Raw genomic sequence first — 18,687 nt, 5'->3', positions numbered from 1 at the left:
GACCGACCGATGTCGATACAGATACTCACCGTCGACGACAGCCCGAGTATGCGGGCCCTGTTGCGCGCCGCGCTGACCGGCGAGGGCTATCGCGTCGACGAGGCGGAGGATGGCCGTTCGGCGATGGAATGGCTCGCATCGAACCGGCCGGCCCTCGTCATCACCGACATCAATATGCCGCGTCTCGACGGCTTCGGCCTGATCGCTGAAGTGCGCGCGCAGGCGCAGTTCAATGCGCTGCCTATCCTGGTGCTGACCACCGAAAGCTCGCCCGAGAAGAAGGCGCGCGCTCGGGCGGCGGGGGCGACCGGCTGGATCGTCAAGCCGTTCGATCCCGCCAAGCTCGCTGCCGCCGTCCGCCGCGTCATCCATTGATCGAGGCACCACCGATGACCAAGCAACTCATCACCTTCCAGATCGACGACAAGCTGCTCGGCGTCGACATCCTGTCGATCCGCGAGATCCGCGCCTGGACGCCGACCACCGCCATTCCCCATGCGCCGCCGTTCGTGCGAGGGGTCGTCAATCTGCGCGGCACGGTGCTGCCGGTGATCGACCTTAGCGAACGGCTGGGCTGGGGGGCTATCGAGCCGAGCGCGCGGCACGTCATCATCGTCCTTCAGATCGGCCACCAGCTTCATGGACTTATCGTCGATTCGGTCAACGACATCGTCACGATCGATGAATCCGCGATGCAGCCGCCGCCGGATCTGGGCCAGGGCATCGCCGATCGCCATCTCGAAGGACTGATTGCGGTCGAGGGCCGGATGGCGATGGTCCTCGACCTGCGCCGCATGACCATTGCTGACTCGGGTGTCGCCCTGCCCGAAGCCGCTTGAGTCGATTTCTTCAGGAGCCGTATCGTGAACAAGACCCGCGTTCTCATCGTCGATGACTCGATCACCATGCGCGCGCTGTTCAGCGGCGTGCTCGACGAGGCGCCCGGCATCTGCGTCGTCGATCACGCCGCCAACGCCGCCGAGGCGCGAGAGCTGATCCGCTCGGTCCGGCCCGACGTCGTGACGCTCGACGTCGAAATGCCGGGGACCAGTGGTCTCGAGCTACTCGCCGAGATCATAGCCGAGCAACCGATGCCCGTCATTATGCTCTCGACGCTGACCCAAAAGGGTTCGGCGGCGACGCTCCAGGCGCTGGAACTAGGCGCGTTCGAGTGTTTTCCAAAGCCCAAGGCGGCGACGATGGAGGAGTTTCGCAAGATCGGCCCCCGCCTCGCCAAATTGATCAAGGCCGCTGCCGTGGGCAGCGTCACCACGCGCAAGAGCAGCAATGCCGCGCCTTTCGTCGCCGAGGGCGCAGCCCCGACCGATGGCGTGATCGCGCTGATCGGCAACACTGGCGCGGTCGATATGGTCGGCGAGTTCGTCAACCGCCTGCCCGCCAGCTGCCCGCCGGTCATCGTTCATCTCGGATCGACCCAGACCGTGGCGGCCGCGCTCGTTGAAAAGCTCGACAAGACCGCCAAGCCCAACGTGCGCGCAATGTTCGACGGCCAACGGCTAGAGCCCGGGAATGTCTATCTGATCCAGGACGCCCAACGCCACGTCGTCGTCGATCGCTGGCCGCAGGGCATGCTGCGGCTTGTCGATGGCGAGGCGATCGGTGGCCATCGCCCCTCCGCCAACCTGCTGATCAACGCGCTGGCCCGGACTGCCGCCGCATCGGTATCGGTCGGATTCCTCAGCGGGATGGGCGACGACGGTGTCGCCGCGCTGCCCGTGCTGCTCGCCGCGGGGGGCACGGCGTTCGCTATCGACCCGGCGCAGGCGAAGGCGGGCGAGCTGCCCGGACTGGCGGCCGCGAAAATCGGTCTTGGCGCCGTCGATCTCACCCAGCTCGGCACCGCGCTGCTCATGCGCGGACTGCCGCCGGCGCTTGCGGCGTGACGATCCCGGAGGACCCGGCCGCCCGCCTGCGGCTGTTGATCGCGGATGAGCTGGAGCGGTCGCGTGGTGAGATGGAGGCGCTCGGGGTGGCGCTGTGTGCCGACCCCGCGCTGGTCGCCGCCCATGGCGGTGCGCTCCAGGCGCTCGACCGGCTTGGCCAGCAGCAACTCGCGCTCGCAACGTTGTTGCGCGCCGATGATCCAATCGGCGCATTGCAAGCGATCACACTCGGCGACCTCCAGCGGCGGCTGCACCTGGCCATGGCAGATTAGACCTGCCTCAGTCTGAGTATCAGTCCGAATTGATTTCTTTCCGCTGCTGATCCTATCCCTGATTAACGGATTAAAGCTATGAAAAATACGTCCGTTTTCTAATATGTCGCACCATTGCGACGGGGATGAGCAGCAACGCGATGATGCCGACGCAGGGGAAACGTGCATGGTGATCGCGACTGTTGCGCGCGCTATGTGCCGGGTGTCGACGGGCTGCTGATGCCGGCACGCATGCTGTCCGGTCGGCACCTTGTGCCACAGCTGCGCCGTGCCGCGCTCTGGCCGGCCGGCGGGCTGTTGCTGTCTATTCTACTCGCGGGCCAGCGCTTTGTCCTAGCGCCCGGGTTCGATGTCTGCCTTGCGCCGCTCCTCTACCTCCTCGCCTTCCGCTGGTACGGCAGGCCGGCGGCGCTGGTGATCGCCGCTGCCGTCTTGCTCGCGGCGACAGGACCTTTGGCGACGCCGCTGCTGACAGCCATCGCGATCGGTCATGTCCTGATCGTCGACCGCTTTTACAGCGATGATCGCAGCTTCTCGACGATCACCGTCGGCTATTGCGTCGGAATTGCCTTGGTCGGCGGCGCATTGGTGACGACGCGTTCCTGGTCGCCGTCGGTCGAACATGCGGTGCTCGTCGTGCTGCGGTCGATCCCCTGCCAGATCGGCCTTGCCACATGCGCCGATATCGCGGTGCTGTTCGTTGCTCGCGATCCGCGGACGGGTGGGCTGGCGCAGCGGCGCATGGTGTCGATGATCCGTTCGATCGACGCGCTCGTCTCAGCCGCGATCGTCGCCGCGACGCTGCTGTTCCTTTTCGCGGAGCTGCACCGCGTGCCCGGCCAGCTGGTCTCGTTTCGCCAACAGGTCGGCGCGGCCGCCGTGTGGCGCGACCGGACCTCGACGATCCATCCCGGCGAGATTGTCGCGCTCGACGTTCCCGGCTGGCCTACGCCGCTGCCGATGGCGATCGCGCCGGGCGGCAGTGCCGCCGCCGCGATGCCGCGCCTGGGCTGCACCCATATGGACCGCGACGAAACTGCCAGTGACCGCCGCACTTTCGCACACTGGATGCGCGCCTGCATCGTCGAGCCACTTTCGCGTGACCGCATTGCCATCGTCTCGCCGCGTTCCTTTGTCGGTCAGCAGCTGAAAGGCGTCATCCTCGGCCTCGTTCCGCTAGGCATCTTCCTCGTCTTGGCGGAGCTATCGTTGCTGGGCTTCCGCCGCGCGATTCACCGCTCGATCGCGGTCTGGGACTCGGCGCTCGAGCGCTTCGGCCGCAGCGAGAAGATTCAAGCCACCCGGATCCCCTTCACCGAGTCGAGCGCACTGCTGGAGCGGTTCGGCGCGATCAACAACGCCTTTCTCGCCGCCGTGGAGGAGCGAGAGCGGCTGTCGCGCGGCATTGACGAATTGCGCGCGACAATCGGGCTGAAGCTGTTCGGCGACGTGCGCATCGATCCCGCCGGCGCCCGGCTCGACTTCGTGAAGGTCAATGCCCAGCAGGGCCGACGCGAGATGAGCCTCGCCATTTATCCCGCCGACCAGGCGATGATGGGCAAGCTGGCGCCGCAGAACGATGTCATGATCGAGTTCCGCACCGGTGTCGGGTCGAGCGCCGACTGGCACCTGTTCATCGCGCATGATTACGACCCGGCGCTCGGCGGATGGCGCTTCGGCTGTATCGTCAAGCTGCGCGCCGCCAAAGCATTCCAGACGCAGATGCGGCACCACGCCCGACTGATGGAGCTGGGCGGCATGGCATCGGCGCTCAGCCATGAACTTCGCCAGCCGCTCTTCACCATCGCGCTCGCTGCGGAGAATGGCCGCGCTGCGCTGCGGACCGGCGATGGCGCGCGCGAGCGGACGCTGGACAAGTTCGACCGCATCGTCGAGCAGGTCGAACGCGCCACCTCGATCGTCGAGCGGACGTCGGGCTACGCCCGCTTCGAACGCGACGAGAATGGCGAACGCGAACCGACCGACCTGGTCGAAGCGATCAGCAACGCGGTGCGCTTCATGCGCCCGCTGCTCGTTGAGCGCGACATCGCGCTGACGCTCGACGCGCCGGAGGCACTGCCGCTGCGCCTCCTGCCCCGCGTCGGGGTGGAGCAGATCGTCGTCAACGCGCTCCAGAATGCCGCCGATTCAATCGACGCTGCACGCGAGATGCATCCCGTCGACGACCCCGGGATCGGCATTACCGTGATCGACGATCACGGCACCGTGCGGGTCGTCATCACCGATACCGGCGCCGGTGTGGCCGAGGCGGTCGGCGACAGCGCCTTCGACGCCTTCTCGACGACCAAGCCCGCCGGCAAGGGCACGGGCCTCGGCCTGTTCGTCTGCCGCCAGATCATGGACGAGATCGGCGGCTCGATCACGCTGGTCGACAACGTTGACGGTCCCGGCGCCGCGCTCACCCTCACCTTTCCGCCCCTGCCCCCATCACCGTCACCGCGAGCTTGATCATGGACCCGCTGCACCTGACCGACGCGGAGCACACGCATGTCTATGTCGTCGACGACGACGACGCGCTCCGTGCCGAGCTGACCGAAACGCTGCAGGCCTGCGGCCACGACGTCACCGCCTTTTCCGATGGCCGCGCCTTTCTCGACATCCACGACACGCTGCCCGATGGTTGTATCGTCCTCGACGTCAACATGCCCCGGCTCGGCGGCCGCGAGGTGCAGGAGGCGCTCCGTCAGGCGGGCAGCCGCCATCAGGTTGTGATGCTGACCGGCGCCGCCACTGTGCCGCTGGCCGTCGCCGCGCTTCACGCCGGTGCCGCCGACTTCATCGAGAAGCCGATGCGCCCCGACGTGCTGACCCAGGCGGTCGGCCGCGCGCTGTTGCGGCTGCGCCAGGACCTTCACCAGCGCACCCGCGCTGCGGCAGCGCAGGACCGGATCGCCCGCCTGACCGAGCGCGAGCAGGACGTGTTGTGCGGTCTGGTACTAGGACTTCAAAATAAGATCATCGCATTCCGCCTGGGCCTGTCGACGCGCACCGTCGAAACCTATCGTGCGCACGCGATGGACAAGCTGGGCGTCTCCAGCCTGTCGGAAGCGGTCCGCGTTGCGCTCGACGCGGGGATCGAACCAAAGGGCGCGATCGTTCGTCCCGATGGCCCCGTCTGATTCACGCAGCGAGCGACGGGCGGTCGCGCATGAAGTTGGCCACGCCGGCCTCGCATAGTGCCGGCGCGATCAGGAAGCCCTGGATGCTGTCGCACGCCAATCCGCGCAGGAGCGTCGCCTGTTCTGTCTGCTCGACGCCCTCGGCTACGACGCGCAGCCCCAGCCGGTGGGCCAGTTCGATGACGCTTTCCACGATCACCCGATCCTTGCCGCCGGCGCAGATCGCCTCAATGAAGCTGCGGTCAATCTTGACGTGATCGATCGGCAGCTGGCGCAGGTGGGTCAGTGACGCGAAGCCAGTGCCGAAATCGTCGAACGCGATCTGTACGCCGCGTTCGTTCAGCCGGTCGATCGACTCCCACACCGTCTGCGCACCGCGATCCATCAACATTCCCTCGGTGATCTCGACGCACAGCTGGCTGCCGCCGATCCGTCCGCTGTCGACCTCCTGGATGATCCGGTCGACGAAGGTCGAGGAGCGGAAATCGCCCAGCGTCGCGTTGATTGCGATCGACTGGAAGGCGATACCTTCTCGACGCAAGCGTTTAATCTGACCGAGCACTTCATTCAGGACGAACAGGCCGATGTCGGCCGCGGTACGATCGTCGTCGAAAACGTCGTGGAACGCCGCCGGAGTCCGCACCTCGCCGTCAGCCATCCGCCACCGCAACAGCGCCTCGAATGCCGCTGGTCGATCATGCTGCAGGTCGACGATCGGCTGATAGAGGACGAACATCTCGCCGTTGGTCAGCGCGCGCTGGATCGCGGATCGGGTGTCCGCACGCCATTCCGCATCGAGCCGATACTGGTTGCGGAACACCTTGGCGCATCCCCGTCCGGACTGTTTGGCGGCGTACAGCGCCATGTCGGCGCATTTCAGCAGATCGCCCTCGTCGACGCCGTCCTTGGGAAAGGTCGCCGCGCCGACGCTCGCCTGGACGCGCCATCCGAAGCGGCTGCCATCGATATGGTTGGCGGCGGCATCAACCAATGCGTCCAGCTTGCGCCGCAGCTTCGCGGAATCGCCGTCATGGTGCAGGATCAGCGCAAATTCGTCACCGCCCAGCCGGCCGATCACCTCGTCCTCGGCGATTGCCTGGCGCAGTTCGCGCGCGACCGCGGTCAGCAGCCGGTCGCCGGCGTCGTGCCCGGCGCTATCGTTGACGTCTTTGAAATGGTCCAGATCAAGGATCGCTGTCGCGAACGGCTTTTCGGCCGCGGTGGCGGCCGCCAGCATCTCCATGAAGTGGCGCCGATTGGGCAAGTCGGTGAGAGAATCGATGTTCGCCAGCCGCCACAGCCGCTGCTCCGCCTCCTTCTGCGGCGTCACGTCAAACCGGATCGCGGTATAGCCCGAACCGTCGTGATGCGGGACGATCGTCGTATCGACCCAATAGAGCTTACCGCTCTTCGCCCGATTGCAGATCACGTCGTGCCAGACCTTGCCCGCCGAAATCGTCCGATACAGCCTCCGGAAGAACGCACGGTCGTGAACGCCGGAATGCACGATGCGGTGGTTCGCTCCGATCAGTTCGTCAGGCGTATAGCCGCTCAATTGGCAGAACTTCTGATTGACGGCGGTGATCTTGCCGTGCCGGTCGGTCACCGCGACGATCGCGGCTGCGTCCAGCGCCTCGCGGTGGAAGCTCGCGAGATTCGTCAGCTGATTGACACGATCTTCGTGCAACAGACTGTCATTCCTGACCATCGTCAGTTCTCGCGTCAGCTCGGCTACAGATGCCGCATCGATCGATCGACCATGTTCGACCGCGACAGCATTTGACATCGATGTCGCCATATCGCTTCCTTTCACCTCTGCTTGCACCCGGTAAGTCGCTATCTAGGGTTAACGAAAGGTAAATAAGCGTAGAACTACGCAGATCGTAGTTTTGCGATATTTGAATAGTGATCGATGCCAGATAGCGGGACGGAAGACGAGGTAGGCATCGATATGAAGAATCGTGAATTCCGCAAGGCAACGATGATTGCGGCGCGACTGCGCACCGATGGCGGCTGGACCGATGCCACCATCCGCAACATCTCCTCGCATGGCGCAATGCTGCAGCTTGTCGGACGCGCCCCGTGCCGCGGCAGCTATGTGGAATTGCGCCGCGACACGTTGGTCGTGGTCGGTCGCATCATGTGGTCAACCGCCAACCGGTGCGGGATCAACACCCGCGAACGGATCGACGTCAACTCGCTCCACAGGACCGGACAAGCGCCGGTTGCCGCGCTGCCCGTGGAACGGCGACGGTTGGCGCGGACGGCAACGCGCTCGATCCACATCAAGCGCCATCTGGAGGCGGCAGCGATCGCGATCGCGATCCTATGGTCGACGGCGACGCTGGGTTCGCTGGTGTTCCATACGCTTTCCACCCCTGCTCAAGCCGCAATGATCGCCCTGTCCCCGCACCATTGACGTCGAAGACCAAAGACAGGAAAGCCTGACATGATCCTGACCCGCGCATCCGACGCTTCGACCTCAGGTCATATCGTGTCCGAACCAAGAGAGTTCGAAACGATGAAGCCGCGCGCACGTCGCGTCAGCGTGATGCTTACCGTCCTCATCGCCGCTAACAAAGAAGCTCCGGCAACCTGCCACCGCGTCCGCAACATCTCGGAAGGCGGGATGCGGATTGACCGGACAAGCGATCTGCAATCCGGTAATGCGGTCTTCCTGACGATTGGGAAGCTGGTGGACGTTGCTGCCACGGTCGTCTGGACCTCAGAAAACGCAGCGGGACTCGTTTTCGGGACTCCCATTAACCCGATCCATGCGACGGCGAAGATCGCCCCGCGCACCTCCGCTATACAGCCCGGCTTTGGGGATACCAAGACCACCTGCAAGGCTGGCTGGTTCCACTCGCTGCAGAATGCCTACCGTCACGTGTAACCCGCGGCACATGCGGCGATCGCTGATCATTCGACTTTCTGAAAAGGGCGGAGCTTTCTACTATCGACTTACTACGCCTAGTGATCTTCACTTCAATGCGCGGCTCTTCGAAAAATGCATGTTACTCCAAATGCTGGCAGCGTTAGGCCGCAGGGATCTACAATTCGACTAAGGCTGCTGAGCAATCCATACACTAAGTCTGAGCAATCGATCAGCGCACATTAGCGGTCGACGGATTCAAAGCGGACGCACCGCTTTATACCACCTAAATCGGCCCGCACCACTTTTCACCGCCCCCCAAGCAATTGGCCGCTTGTCGCAGCAACCGACCGAAAGCGGACGTTCCGCTATCGTCCCAGATGTGGTCGTTCGAGGCTGCCAGATCGATTCCGGCGATCTGCCCTTCGTCCATCTCGCGAGATCAAGGCAGACTTAGCGATTCAGGATAGCTTCATGGCCACCATGCGAATTCGCCTCGTTGCTGGCCTTTTAGTGCTAAGGCATCGCTATTTCGTCGGATTGACGCGAGCTCCGCCGAGGCCGATCCAGCGCTTGGTGCTGGCCGCTGACCGCAGAAGCGTCACCGCACCGCTTCGACCTAGACGCCGCCGCGGCCAAACCGCGGCGATCACGCGCGCTTCCAGGCCGATCATCCGATGAAGGAGATCGTCATGAAGCCCATCGTTATCCTCCTGACGGCCATCGCCGTCCTGTTCCCGGCTTCTTCAAGCGCCAAGCAAGCCGGCGATGACATCACCGTGCGTGCGAACCCCGTAACGCCAGCGCAATGGAGCGCGGCGGTCGCCCGACGACTTGACCGAGCCATGGCATCCGTCGCTGCCCCAATCGCAGGATTTCACATCGACGGCATCGTCACCGTGCGTTTCGCCGCCGACCGCGCCAACCGACCCAAGGACCTCGTCGTCGCTCGTCCATCCGGACATTCCATGCTCGATCGGCTCGCCCTGCGTGCCATCGCTCGCATGGGAACGATGCCCGAGATGCCCGCCTCGATCGCTTCCGGACAACATGTGAGGGCTAACCTCGTCTTCGCGACAGATTGGGAGAGCTACGACCGCATGGTCGAGCAACTGCGGCGCGAGGCTCTCTTCAACAGCTTAGCACAGCGTCGGGGGGACACAGACACCGTGCTCGTCGTCGGAACGATCGCAGCCAGCGGCAACTAACGGGGCGATTACCCGCCTCTCCTCCTGCTTCTGCGGGCAGGAGGAGATTACCGCAACGAATTATCATGGCTGGGAGATATCCCGATGGCCTCACCCAGACTTGCCGACATGGCCGCCGTTGAGTTGCAAAGAAGGCGACTGCGATCATCCTACTTCCCCGACGTCTTCTTCGGCGGCGAACACCCGTGGGACATCTTGCTGGTGCTCTTCATCGCCGAGCAACGCGGGCTGCACATGGCTATCGCAGAATTGCTCGAGCTGAGCGGCGGCGGCACGGAGGCCGGAAACCGCTGGCTCGCTCATTTCGCGAAGGCCGGCCATGTATGGATGCCCGATGCGGGATCAGGCGACGGCTCGGCAAAGCTCACATCAGATGCTGTGCGACGTCTCGCTAAGTGGCTGATCGCCTCGCCGGGCTGGCCGCATTGACGATCCAATCGTCCACGATCAGGGGATCGGCGCTTGCCGCATAACCGAGGCTCAGCGAAGCCCCAGATACCGTCCGTCGAACCCGCCGCGGCTGTGCAACGTGGAAAGATCGTCGAGGCGCACGTAACCTCGCCCTAGCGTGATGCATCCCGTCTTGGCGAGCACATGAAGCGTTCGGTTGACGTGGACGGGTGTCAATCCAACGAGATCAGCTATCTGGTCCTGCGTCAGTCCGGCCACCACAGGATTTCTAGGCTCGTCACCCGCATGCATCCTGGCCGAGAGCTCGCAGAAGAGATGGCAAATGCGCTGCATAGCATCGAATCTGCCCAGGCAGAGTATCCACTGCTCCGCTATGGAGAGGTCGCCGATCAGCAGCGTGCCGAGTGCCACGGGGATGCTCGGAGCCATCGTCATCGCGCGTCGAAGGGCGGCGGCGTCCGTGTCGACCAGGGTCGTTCCCGGAAGGTAGATGACCTCGTCGATCATCTCCCGACCAAAGACAGCGTCAAGGCCCAGCGGATCGCCAGGCAGCGCCAGTCCTACCGTCTCCTTGACGCCGTCAGCACGATGGCGCGACTTGATGACCCCGCCCGAAACGATAAACCCCGGTCGCAATTCCATGCCGTAGGTCCCCCCGGCTGCCGATCGGTAGTCGGGCACTGCCCGTAAATTCCATGACAAGCCCCTGATGACCTCGGCATCGTCGGGCGGCAGATCAAGAACGCGACGCAAACGCGTAACGATCAAGTCTCCGGGTGAAGGCGGCGGCGGATCGGCCATGATCGATGGCTCAGCACGACGGGGGCTGGAACGGCGTTGCCTCGCCCGTCAGCGACGTGCCGGCAACGGTCGAGGCGCTTTCGTGCATCGGAAGATCCGCCGTAAAGAGGAGCCCATCAATACGAAATTCGATTGCGGTGAAGCCGCCGATCTCATCGCCAAGACACCGCTGAATCAGCCTCGTGCCGAAGCCTGTCCGTTGCGGCGGTCGGACGGGGGGGCCGTTTGCTTCCCTCCAGGTCAGGCTAAGCCGCATCTGGCCTTTGCGCTCGGTCATCTGCCAGACGAGGCGGACGCTTCCCCCCACCTGCGATAACGCACCGAATTTCGACGCATTCGTGGCCAACTCGTGAAGCACGAGGCTCAACGATGCCACCACGCGCGCGGGCAGTGCGACGTCTGGCCCAGCCCACTGAAAATGGTCGGTCGTGCCGAACCCGAATGGCAGAAGGGCACGACGTACCACGTCAACCATTGTCGCGGTGCCTGCAACGTCGCTTACGAGGAGATCGTTCGCTACCGCCAGGGCGGCAAGGCGCAAATCGAGGACCGTTGCCACCTCTCTGATCGACTTGGCGCTCCGGACCGTCTGATGGATGACGGCCTGCGTGAGCGAAAAGCTGTTTTTTACACGGTGGTTCATCTCACTCGCTAGAAGCGCACGATGGAGGTCGCCCTGCTTGCGGTCGGTGATGTCCTGAACCGTGCAGATGAGGATCGGTCCACTGCCCATCTGATCGATGATAGCCTGACCACGCAGCTCCACCCAGCGCTCCGATCCATCGGGCAGGAGTATGCGATGATCGAGGTCGACGCACACGCCGTTTCGCACTGCGGCGTCGACGGCGTCATTGTAGACTGAACGATCGGCAGGATGGATCGCAGCAATCATGTCCGCCATCTCGAACCTGTCGGCGGATGGTCGACCGTAAATGGTTTTGCAATGCAGGGTGACCCGGAGCCGCTGGGTTGACAGCTCCAATACCCAGCACCCGATGCCGCTGAAAACCAACGCCCGCTCCAGTTCACCGTCGTCTTCAAGCGCATTACCCAGCACGGTCACTTCAAGCCCGGACGCAGAGACGGCAGCAACGCCCTCTCGTGGCTCCGCCGCCCCTAAACGTGGCTCTTCGTGGATCCCCATGCGCTCCTCTCCCATGCGCCAGATTGCGGAGTGGAGCATCTCGCGTGGGCGCGTCGAGGGTCGCGGGCGTCGCGATCACTGCCGAGGTGCTCCGGCACCCACCATAATCAGACTGCAAGTCCGCCCATATAGCTCTAAAGTGCCGGTTATGTGCCGTCCGTCGTGGCGATACACGCTCTCCCGGGGCCGCTCGTCCGCGCAGCCTGCTCAGGCCAACTGCGCCAACCAGGGGAGAACCTCGATGCTAATCAGAACGACGATCCTAGTCATGGCCGCCACCACAGCCATTGCTGCCAGTCCGGCATCGGCTGCAATCAACATCTGCACAGGCAACAATTGCGTCGCGACAAATGAAAACGTCATGGTCTCCGCAGCCACGAACCAGGCGACGATAAATGGCACGGGAGCATCTTCGGGGATCGGCGTGCTTTTCACTTCGTCGGAGAGGCTGAACGGCAACGCCAACGGGCAGGCTGACGTATCGGCGACTGACGGGCTTCTGAACGGCCTGACCTTCAGCCTTGCAGGCGGCGCAACCTTCGCCACCGCGACGTTCAACCTGTTTCCGCTCCCCGGCAACGCGGCAAATCAGGCTGTTCGGGTCCTCCTGACCTACACGGGCGGCTCGCGAACGATCGACATCAACACCAACGGGCAGAACTTCCTGGGAATTAGCGGGAACGCCGGAGAGCGCTTCACCTCGGTCGGCTTCGTCGCCGATCCCGCGACCAGCGGCATCCAGGATCTAAGGCAATTGCGCCTTGGCGGCGTCTCGGCGGTTCCCGAGCCTGCCACCTGGGCGATGATGTTCCTCGGCATGGGGCTCGTCGGCGCGGCGCATCGCCACCGTAGCCGGCGAACCGGTGCTTGGGCGGGCGTGACAGCCTGAGCATCGGCGGGGTCGACATTCACCCCCCAATCCTGGACGTCGACCCCGTTACCCCCTCGTCCACTGAGGGATCTTGCCTTTGATATGAATAAAGCGATTAATAGGTACAGGAGGGAATGCGGGGGAACATGCCGCTGCGCGCGCTCGTCGCTGACGATCATCCCATGTGTCGCGAGATTGCGACGATGGCGCTCGCCTCCGTCTTCCCCAATCCAGCGGTGACCGAAGCGGCAACGCTATCCCAGGCGCTAGCGGCCGCCGGACCCTTTGATCTCGTCATTCTGGATTTAAATCTCCCCGACAGCCGCGGGCTCCCGACGCTGATCGACATCGCATCAGCCCGGCCGGATGTGCCGGTCCTCGTCATCAGTGGGTCAGAAGGCGAAAGCTGGGAAGCAGCAGTCGCCTCCGCGGGTGCAAAGGGCTTCGTTCCCAAGTCGGCGGCGATCTCCCAAATCGTCGAAGCGCTACGCCAAGTCCTTGCCGGCGGGTTCGCATTCAACGCGCGGTGCGCACAGCCTGACGGATCTTCTTCCTCAACCCATGCCTCGCGATTGGCGACGCTAACGCCAGCAGAGGGACGCGTGCTCCGCGCGATGTCGCATGGAGGGCTCAACAAGCAGATTGCCTATGAGCTCGGCCTTTCGGAGATGACGATCAAGCAGCATGTCCGCGCCATCTTACGCAAGCTTGGCGTGGTCAACCGGACGCAGGCGGTGCTCCTCTATCACGACGCGACGCAGTGACCGCCTCTGATCCTTTGGTGGGATATGGACGCATCTGATCATGCGCTAGAAACGACTTCATCGGCGCCCTCCCATCGCCGTGCGCGGCGGCAGGACACGGTCTCCGCGCCTCCCTCTCCGGCCAGCGTTGGCACGCCGCGGGCGGCACGGCTCAACCACCTGCGGTGGGCTGCCACGTTCGCTTTCGTGACCGCCGTGCTGGCCGGGTTGGGCCGTGTCCTCGGCCAAGCAGATGGCATGGCTCCCATGTGGCTCGCCAACGTCGCGATCGCTGCCCCACTGCTGCGGTTCCGCTCGATCGGCCGTCGCTCAGCGCTGGTGGGAGCCACGATCGGGTTCATCATCGTCTATGCCGCAACGGCCTCGTCGCTCGCGATCGCCGCGCCGCAACTCGCGGCAAACATTGGCGAGATCGTTGTGACGCTGGTCCTTGTCGACACGCTGCGCGACGCGACGACACCGCTATACCTTCCGCGCAACCTACTGCTGTTCTTCGCAGCCGGGGGGATTGCCGCGCCGGCCATAGCGGCAGTCATCGGCGCCGGCTCGCTAGCACTGCTTGAAGATGCGCAAGTCACTACGGTTGCTTCCCGCTGGTTCGCCGCCGACGCGCTGGGCATGGTCATCCTGGGCCCACTGATCCTGTCGGCGGGTTGTTCCGACAACGCGGTCCTAGTAAGATCCCGTCGCCGGTGGGAGACGGTGCCGGTGGCGCTTCTAGCGGCGGCGGCAACGTTGTTCGTCTTTGGCGCCGCCCGCTACCCAGCGTTATTCCTGATCCTGCCCGCAATCATCGTGGCGATTTTCAGGCTCCGCTTCATCGGGGCCGCCGTGAGCATCCTGACGGTCACCGTGGTTGCGACAGTCGAAACGGCACGCGGCGTCGGGCCGATCGCCCAAACCTTCTCGCAAATAGACCATCGGCTGCTCTTCCTACAGATATTTCTCGCCGTTCTAGTCGCATCGACCCTGCCGATGGCGGCGATCCTGGTCGAGCGCGAGGGGACGCTGCGTCGGCTCGCCGAGCGCGAGCGGCAGTATCGTCTGCTGGCGGACTATTCGAACGATATGATCGTGCGGATCGGGCTGGACGGCGTGCGTCGCTTCGTCTCACCAGCCTGCCGAACCATCCTCGGCATCGAGCCTGAGGAGATGGTCGGCATGACCCCGATTGCCGCCATCCATCCTGAGGATCGCGCGCGCGTCGAGAGCGTCTGCCGGAGCCTGCTGACCGGCGCCGTCGATCCGGTATGCTCCTACCGTCAGCGCCGGCGCGACGGGACCTACGTGTGGCTCGAGGCGACCTATCGGCTGGTTCGAGACGAGATCGGGCGGCCGCGCGAGTTTGTCGCCAGCGTCCGCGACGTGGCGCGACGCCGGAGGGCCGAGCTGGAGACGGCCTCCGCGATGGCGCGGCTGCACGAGAATTACCGGCTGTTGAACATGGCGGAAGCACTGGCCGGAATTGGGCATTGGCGGTTGGATGCGATCAACCATGACCTGTTCTGGTCCGACGAAGTATCCCGCATCCACGGCCGCGCCGTCGGGGATCTACCGACGCTTGCCGAGGCCATTCACGCCTATCATCCCGACGATCGGGCCGCCGTGCAGCGCGATGTCGACGACGCGCTGGCGCGTGGCAAACCCTGGACGTTCCGCGCGCGGATAAGGCGTCCCGACGGCGGCGTTCGTCACGTCGAGTCGAGCGGTCAGGCGGAGATGGCACCCGACGGCACGATTATCGGTGTCGTCGGCGTCTTCCGCGACATCACCGACGAAATCGAAACGGCTGCCGAACTGATCGCCGCCCGTGACGCCGCACGCGCATCGGCGGAGGCGAAGAGCGCCTTCCTCGCCGCCATGAGCCACGAAATCCGCACGCCGATGACCGGTGTACTCGGCATGATAGAATTGCTGAGAGGACATCCCGACAAAGAGGAGCGCGCCCGCCTAATCGGGAACCTCGAACGGTCGGCAAAGCTGCTGATGACGATCCTGGACGACGTGCTCGACTTTTCGAAGATCGAGAGCGGCAAGCTGATGATTGAATGCGTCGACCTCGATCTGGACCAGCTGTGCCGCGAGACGGTCGACCTGTTCTACCATGCGGCGGCCAGCAAGGGGCTATCGCTCACGATGTCGAGCCCGCCGGGTATCGACCCACGCGTTCGCGGGGACCCTATTCGGATCCAGCAGATCATCTCAAATCTTGTCAGCAACGCTATCAAGTTCACGAGCCAGGGCAGCGTCGAACTGCGTCTCACGATCCAACCGGATGGCAATAACCATCGGTCAGTGGTTCTGGAAGTGATCGACACCGGCATCGGCATGGATCAACAGACGAGCGACCGCATCTACGCACCGTTCATCCAAGCCGACGCCTCGACGACGCGGCGCTTCGGCGGTACTGGTCTGGGTTTAGCCATAACCAGGCGCCTCGTAGACGCCATGCAGGGCACCATCGTCATCGATAGCCAGCCGGGGCGCGGAAGCCGCTTCACGGTCGCGCTCACGCTCGACATTGCGGAAACCGTCAGCCAACAGCCGATCAGGCTGGCGCCGAACCGACGGGGCCGATCGCTGTCGATCCTCCTCGCCGAGGACAATGCAATCAACCGGACCCTGATCGAAGCGCTGGTGCAGCTCGACGGCCACCGCGTTTCGAGTGTCGAGAACGGCCGTCTTGCCGTTGCGGCGGCCGAGCGCGAGCGGTTCGACGTCATACTCATGGACATGCAGATGCCCGAGATGGATGGGCTAGCCGCCACCCGCGTTATCCAGGATGGCTCTGGTCCAAATACCGGCACACCCGTCGTCGCCTTGTCGGCAGACGCAGTGCCCGCGCGTAGGCAGCGCTACGAACATGCTGGCCTGACAGCGTTCTTAACGAAGCCGATCGACGCCGACCTGCTCCTTAACACGCTGCAGGCGGTCACGACCGCTGACGGACAGACCGCCGGCGTCGCGGACCAAAACCCTAGCCCCCTACTCGATAACGGGCGACTGCAGGACGTTGCAACGGTCGTCGGCCCGGAGAGTGCTGTGAAGATCGTCTCAATGGCTCGGGTCGAACTCGTCACTAAGCCGGGCATGATCGCCGGCATGATCGCCGAGGGAAAGCTCGACGCCGCGAGTGCCGCAGCTCATTCGTTCCGCGGCGCGGTTTCCGTTGTCGGCTGCCTAGAGGTAATCCGCATCGCCGTCTCGATTGAACAGGCATGCCAAGCCGGCCGGGCAGCGGACGACCTGGCTATGCAATTACTCGTCGCAGCCGAGGCCACAAACTTGGAACTCGGACAATGGACCGCATAGACCATGTGCAGCCGTGTCGCGACCGAGGCATCGTGGAGGCCGCGCCTGGCGCTGACCAACGCGTTCTGTGCTACCCGACCGACTCCGCAATGCGTAGCCATCAATCGCGCGCTGTGCGCGACGCCAGCGATGCCTATGCCGTTGTTGGCGTCGGCAGCTATGCTTCCCTCGCCGCGCATGACTTAAACTTCAGGCATGGCCGCAGCCGGAGCGATGACGAAAGGAGGATAGGAGCGATGCGTCCGCTGAGCTTTGGATGTGACCTTTGACCAAGCTGTAGAGACCACGACCTTGAAGCCTGCCCCGATCGCGATCCGATGGGACCGGGCTAAGAGCGCACAGCCGCCGTCGCGTTGGCGATGAAGATCAGCTTTCGCCGGATGGCCGCTCTTGAGAGGACGGATTGCGCTCTCCCAACTTAGCCGATCAATCCTAAGCGCATCAGTTGAACGAACGTCCGTCAAGGCTCACCGCCGCCCCAATAGCGGACAGGCAGCTTTCCCCCAACTTCGGCGGCACTGGCAGCCTTGATGAATGCCGTGATCGACGCAAAACGCCCCTGCGAGGATGACAAGCGGTACGGCCACAAAAGAGGTGAAAGAGGGCCCGCATTGCCTTTTTCCCCTTTTCGCCGCTCTCGACACCCGCCTCAGGCAGCGTTGCAGCATCGTCGGCATGGCTGTCGCCCGCCAGCGGGCGCGGGGGCGGGGTGATCGCGAGGCGCGGGCTTAGGGATGGTTCGACATCATGAAAATGGACAAGAACAAAACACGAACAAACAGCCACCTTATATGCCGGGCAGATAAGCGACCGCGGATCGCTCGAGGCTATTGCGAACCTCGATCCTTCTGCCCATGATCTCCCTGCCCTTCGTGAAAGCCGGAGGGTGGGGCGTCGGAACCTCAGCCACTAGAACTCGGTCGACAGGATCACTGTGGCCGGGTGGCATGCGCGCATGTCCAGTCGGCTTCGGCCGATAAAGGCGCATGCGCCTGCTCTAGTGGCTAGGTTCCTAACATCCGGCTCAGGCCGCGCCCCGAGAGGAACATAGGGGGCGGCATCAGGAAGTGAGCCGAGGTGGCCCCCGATACCGGGGGCGACGCGATGGAGGCCGCCGCTGGCGTCCCCGTCGCGACGAACATGGTCGAAGGCAGCCGCTGGGGCGATCCCGACTTCGAGCCGTCGTTCGAGTGGGCTGAGGACCATGGCGGCGTGTTCGAGCTGCTCTTCGTCCTGACCGACGACGGCGGCGGCGTCACGCTGTTCGTGCCGGATCAGCAAGGCATCGATCCGACCCTGCTGGCGATCGCTAGCCGTTATGCCGAACCCGCCAAGGCGGATCACGCGATGCCAGCCCAAGCCGGTCAGCCGGCCGGGCGCTGACCATCGACCCAGGCCCCGCCTCTTGGGGTCAAAAGCCGAACAATCCCATCGCTGCACCAGGCGGCACCAGCAGCTTCGCGGGCAACGCCTCCGGGGCCTTTTTCATGCCCGAAAGGATCACCCATGATCACGATCTACGACCGCGCCGACATGGCGTACGTGCTGGCGCGCGACCTCGACCCGCGCCTCATCGACCTCCTGCGCCGCCGCTTCGCCGCCCTCGTCACGCCATACGGCGACCTCACCGACTGGACCGAGTTCATCGTGGTCGAGCCCGGCGACACCGAGGCCGACGTCGAACGGGAGCTGGGCTTCTCGCCGCTGGTGAACCCGATCGACGGCAGCCGCTTCGGCGCACCGACCTTCCAGCCGTTCTGGGACCACCTGATTTCGGCCGCCGGCTACTTTGAGCAGCCCCCACGGGGTGGTCCGGGTTGTTAGTTAGTGCATTGTCGTCTCCGCTGCCATTGCCGGGCGTAGGTGGAGCGAAGCGGAACCGGAGGCCGGCACTGGCGGTGTCGCCGCTTCCGGGGCCGGCGGGCGGTAGCTCAGGCTGCTGTGCGGCCGGACGGTGTTGTAGTGACGGCGCCACGCCTCGATCAGCA

At 64.1% G+C, this 18,687-nt stretch carries 19 protein-coding genes; 15 read left to right on the top strand and 4 right to left on the bottom strand.

The window, feature by feature from the left end; all coding sequences use genetic code 11:
* Positions 1–9: 9 nt before the first annotated feature.
* The 6 genes from GGQ80_RS16720 (at position 10) to GGQ80_RS16695 (ending at position 5,316) form a co-directional block, all read left to right on the top strand.
* On the top strand, positions 10–375 hold the full coding sequence (locus GGQ80_RS16720) for a response regulator (RefSeq protein ID WP_183986978.1): 366 nt from the start codon (positions 10–12) through the stop codon (positions 373–375).
* 14 nt (positions 376–389) lie between these two features.
* On the top strand, positions 390–839 hold the full coding sequence (locus GGQ80_RS16715; RefSeq protein ID WP_183986976.1) for a chemotaxis protein CheW: 450 nt from the start codon (positions 390–392) through the stop codon (positions 837–839).
* Between the two features lie 24 nt (positions 840–863).
* Complete coding sequence (locus GGQ80_RS16710) at positions 864–1,904, top strand: chemotaxis protein CheB (protein WP_183986974.1); 1,041 nt, start codon at positions 864–866, stop codon at positions 1,902–1,904.
* Positions 1,901–2,176, top strand: coding sequence for a hypothetical protein (locus GGQ80_RS16705; protein ID WP_183986972.1), 276 nt, complete (start codon positions 1,901–1,903; stop codon positions 2,174–2,176). The genes GGQ80_RS16710 and GGQ80_RS16705 overlap by 4 nt, the downstream gene beginning before the upstream one ends.
* A 219-nt stretch (positions 2,177–2,395) precedes the next feature.
* Positions 2,396–4,645, top strand: coding sequence for a sensor histidine kinase (locus GGQ80_RS16700; RefSeq protein ID WP_183986970.1), 2,250 nt, complete (start codon positions 2,396–2,398; stop codon positions 4,643–4,645).
* 2 nt (positions 4,646–4,647) lie between these two features.
* Positions 4,648–5,316: a response regulator transcription factor gene (locus GGQ80_RS16695; RefSeq protein WP_183986968.1), complete on the top strand. Its 669-nt coding sequence runs from the start codon at positions 4,648–4,650 to the stop codon at positions 5,314–5,316.
* A 1-nt stretch (position 5,317) separates the two neighbouring features.
* On the opposite strand, the gene GGQ80_RS16690 is transcribed toward GGQ80_RS16695, so the two are convergent.
* Entirely contained in the window at positions 5,318–7,003 is a 1,686-nt protein-coding gene (locus tag GGQ80_RS16690) for a putative bifunctional diguanylate cyclase/phosphodiesterase (protein ID WP_246347162.1), read from the bottom strand.
* A 264-nt stretch (positions 7,004–7,267) separates the two neighbouring features.
* Here GGQ80_RS16690 and GGQ80_RS16685 point away from each other — a divergent pair, with 264 nt between their 5' ends.
* From GGQ80_RS16685 to GGQ80_RS16670, 4 genes are all read left to right on the top strand, one after another.
* Positions 7,268–7,735, top strand: coding sequence for a PilZ domain-containing protein (locus tag GGQ80_RS16685; protein ID WP_183986963.1), 468 nt, complete (start codon positions 7,268–7,270; stop codon positions 7,733–7,735).
* Between the two features lie 30 nt (positions 7,736–7,765).
* A complete protein-coding gene (locus GGQ80_RS16680) occupies positions 7,766–8,209 on the top strand; it encodes a PilZ domain-containing protein (protein ID WP_183986961.1) in 444 nt (147 codons plus the stop codon).
* A 671-nt stretch (positions 8,210–8,880) separates the two neighbouring features.
* Complete coding sequence (locus GGQ80_RS16675; RefSeq protein ID WP_183986959.1) at positions 8,881–9,396, top strand: energy transducer TonB family protein; 516 nt, start codon at positions 8,881–8,883, stop codon at positions 9,394–9,396.
* A gap of 108 nt (positions 9,397–9,504) precedes the next feature.
* Entirely contained in the window at positions 9,505–9,825 is a 321-nt protein-coding gene (locus tag GGQ80_RS16670) for a hypothetical protein (protein ID WP_183986957.1), read from the top strand.
* A gap of 51 nt (positions 9,826–9,876) precedes the next feature.
* Here GGQ80_RS16670 and GGQ80_RS16665 read toward each other — a convergent pair whose 3' ends face one another.
* Entirely contained in the window at positions 9,877–10,608 is a 732-nt protein-coding gene (locus GGQ80_RS16665; RefSeq protein WP_183986955.1) for a Crp/Fnr family transcriptional regulator, read from the bottom strand.
* Positions 10,609–10,618: 10 nt separating this feature from the next.
* Positions 10,619–11,752 (bottom strand): sensor histidine kinase, encoded by a 1,134-nt coding sequence (locus GGQ80_RS16660; RefSeq protein ID WP_246347161.1) that lies wholly within the window; start codon positions 11,750–11,752, stop codon positions 10,619–10,621.
* Positions 11,753–12,020: 268 nt separating this feature from the next.
* Here GGQ80_RS16660 and GGQ80_RS18535 point away from each other — a divergent pair, with 268 nt between their 5' ends.
* From GGQ80_RS18535 to GGQ80_RS16635, 5 genes are all read left to right on the top strand, one after another.
* Positions 12,021–12,641: a PEPxxWA-CTERM sorting domain-containing protein gene (locus GGQ80_RS18535; RefSeq protein WP_246347160.1), complete on the top strand. Its 621-nt coding sequence runs from the start codon at positions 12,021–12,023 to the stop codon at positions 12,639–12,641.
* Positions 12,642–12,769: 128 nt separating this feature from the next.
* The gene (locus GGQ80_RS16650; RefSeq protein WP_183986949.1) at positions 12,770–13,387 is read left to right on the top strand and encodes a response regulator; all 618 of its coding nucleotides are present in this window, start codon (positions 12,770–12,772) and stop codon (positions 13,385–13,387) included.
* A 186-nt stretch (positions 13,388–13,573) separates the two neighbouring features.
* Positions 13,574–16,699 (top strand): PAS domain-containing protein, encoded by a 3,126-nt coding sequence (locus GGQ80_RS16645; RefSeq protein WP_183986947.1) that lies wholly within the window; start codon positions 13,574–13,576, stop codon positions 16,697–16,699.
* Between the two features lie 1,077 nt (positions 16,700–17,776).
* The gene (locus GGQ80_RS16640) at positions 17,777–18,082 is read left to right on the top strand and encodes a hypothetical protein (protein ID WP_183986945.1); all 306 of its coding nucleotides are present in this window, start codon (positions 17,777–17,779) and stop codon (positions 18,080–18,082) included.
* Positions 18,083–18,205: 123 nt separating this feature from the next.
* Positions 18,206–18,523 carry a hypothetical protein gene (locus GGQ80_RS16635; protein WP_183986943.1) on the top strand — a complete coding sequence of 106 codons (318 nt, stop codon included), beginning with the start codon at positions 18,206–18,208 and terminating at the stop codon, positions 18,521–18,523.
* Here GGQ80_RS16635 and GGQ80_RS16630 read toward each other — a convergent pair.
* Positions 18,524–18,687 (bottom strand): integrase core domain-containing protein (locus GGQ80_RS16630; protein ID WP_183986941.1); only part of this gene is annotated, 164 nt, incomplete at its 5' end.

The sequence above is a fragment of the Sphingomonas jinjuensis genome (assembly GCF_014197105.1).
Taxonomy (GTDB): domain Bacteria; phylum Pseudomonadota; class Alphaproteobacteria; order Sphingomonadales; family Sphingomonadaceae; genus Sphingomonas; species Sphingomonas jinjuensis.
The sequence above is the reverse complement of the archived record's forward strand: the minus strand, read 5'-3'. Positions and strand labels throughout refer to the sequence as shown.

Bases quoted from the DNA above. Each gene is read 5' to 3' on its own strand.
- GGQ80_RS16670 (WP_183986957.1), top strand. From the start codon at position 9,505: ATGGCCGCCGTTGAGTTGCAAAGAAGGCGACTGCGATCATCCTACTTC.
- GGQ80_RS16715 (WP_183986976.1), top strand. From the start codon at position 390: ATGACCAAGCAACTCATCACCTTCCAGATCGACGACAAGCTGCTCGGC.
- GGQ80_RS16675 (WP_183986959.1), top strand. From the start codon at position 8,881: ATGAAGCCCATCGTTATCCTCCTGACGGCCATCGCCGTCCTGTTCCCG.
- GGQ80_RS16665 (WP_183986955.1), bottom strand. From the start codon at position 10,608: ATGGCCGATCCGCCGCCGCCTTCACCCGGAGACTTGATCGTTACGCGT.
- GGQ80_RS16720 (WP_183986978.1), top strand. From the start codon at position 10: ATGTCGATACAGATACTCACCGTCGACGACAGCCCGAGTATGCGGGCC.
- GGQ80_RS16660 (WP_246347161.1), bottom strand. From the start codon at position 11,752: ATGGGGATCCACGAAGAGCCACGTTTAGGGGCGGCGGAGCCACGAGAG.
- GGQ80_RS16650 (WP_183986949.1), top strand. From the start codon at position 12,770: ATGCCGCTGCGCGCGCTCGTCGCTGACGATCATCCCATGTGTCGCGAG.
- GGQ80_RS16635 (WP_183986943.1), top strand. From the start codon at position 18,206: ATGATCACGATCTACGACCGCGCCGACATGGCGTACGTGCTGGCGCGC.
- GGQ80_RS16695 (WP_183986968.1), top strand. From the start codon at position 4,648: ATGGACCCGCTGCACCTGACCGACGCGGAGCACACGCATGTCTATGTC.
- GGQ80_RS18535 (WP_246347160.1), top strand. From the start codon at position 12,021: ATGGCCGCCACCACAGCCATTGCTGCCAGTCCGGCATCGGCTGCAATC.
- GGQ80_RS16700 (WP_183986970.1), top strand. From the start codon at position 2,396: ATGCCGGCACGCATGCTGTCCGGTCGGCACCTTGTGCCACAGCTGCGC.
- GGQ80_RS16685 (WP_183986963.1), top strand. From the start codon at position 7,268: ATGAAGAATCGTGAATTCCGCAAGGCAACGATGATTGCGGCGCGACTG.
- GGQ80_RS16680 (WP_183986961.1), top strand. From the start codon at position 7,766: ATGATCCTGACCCGCGCATCCGACGCTTCGACCTCAGGTCATATCGTG.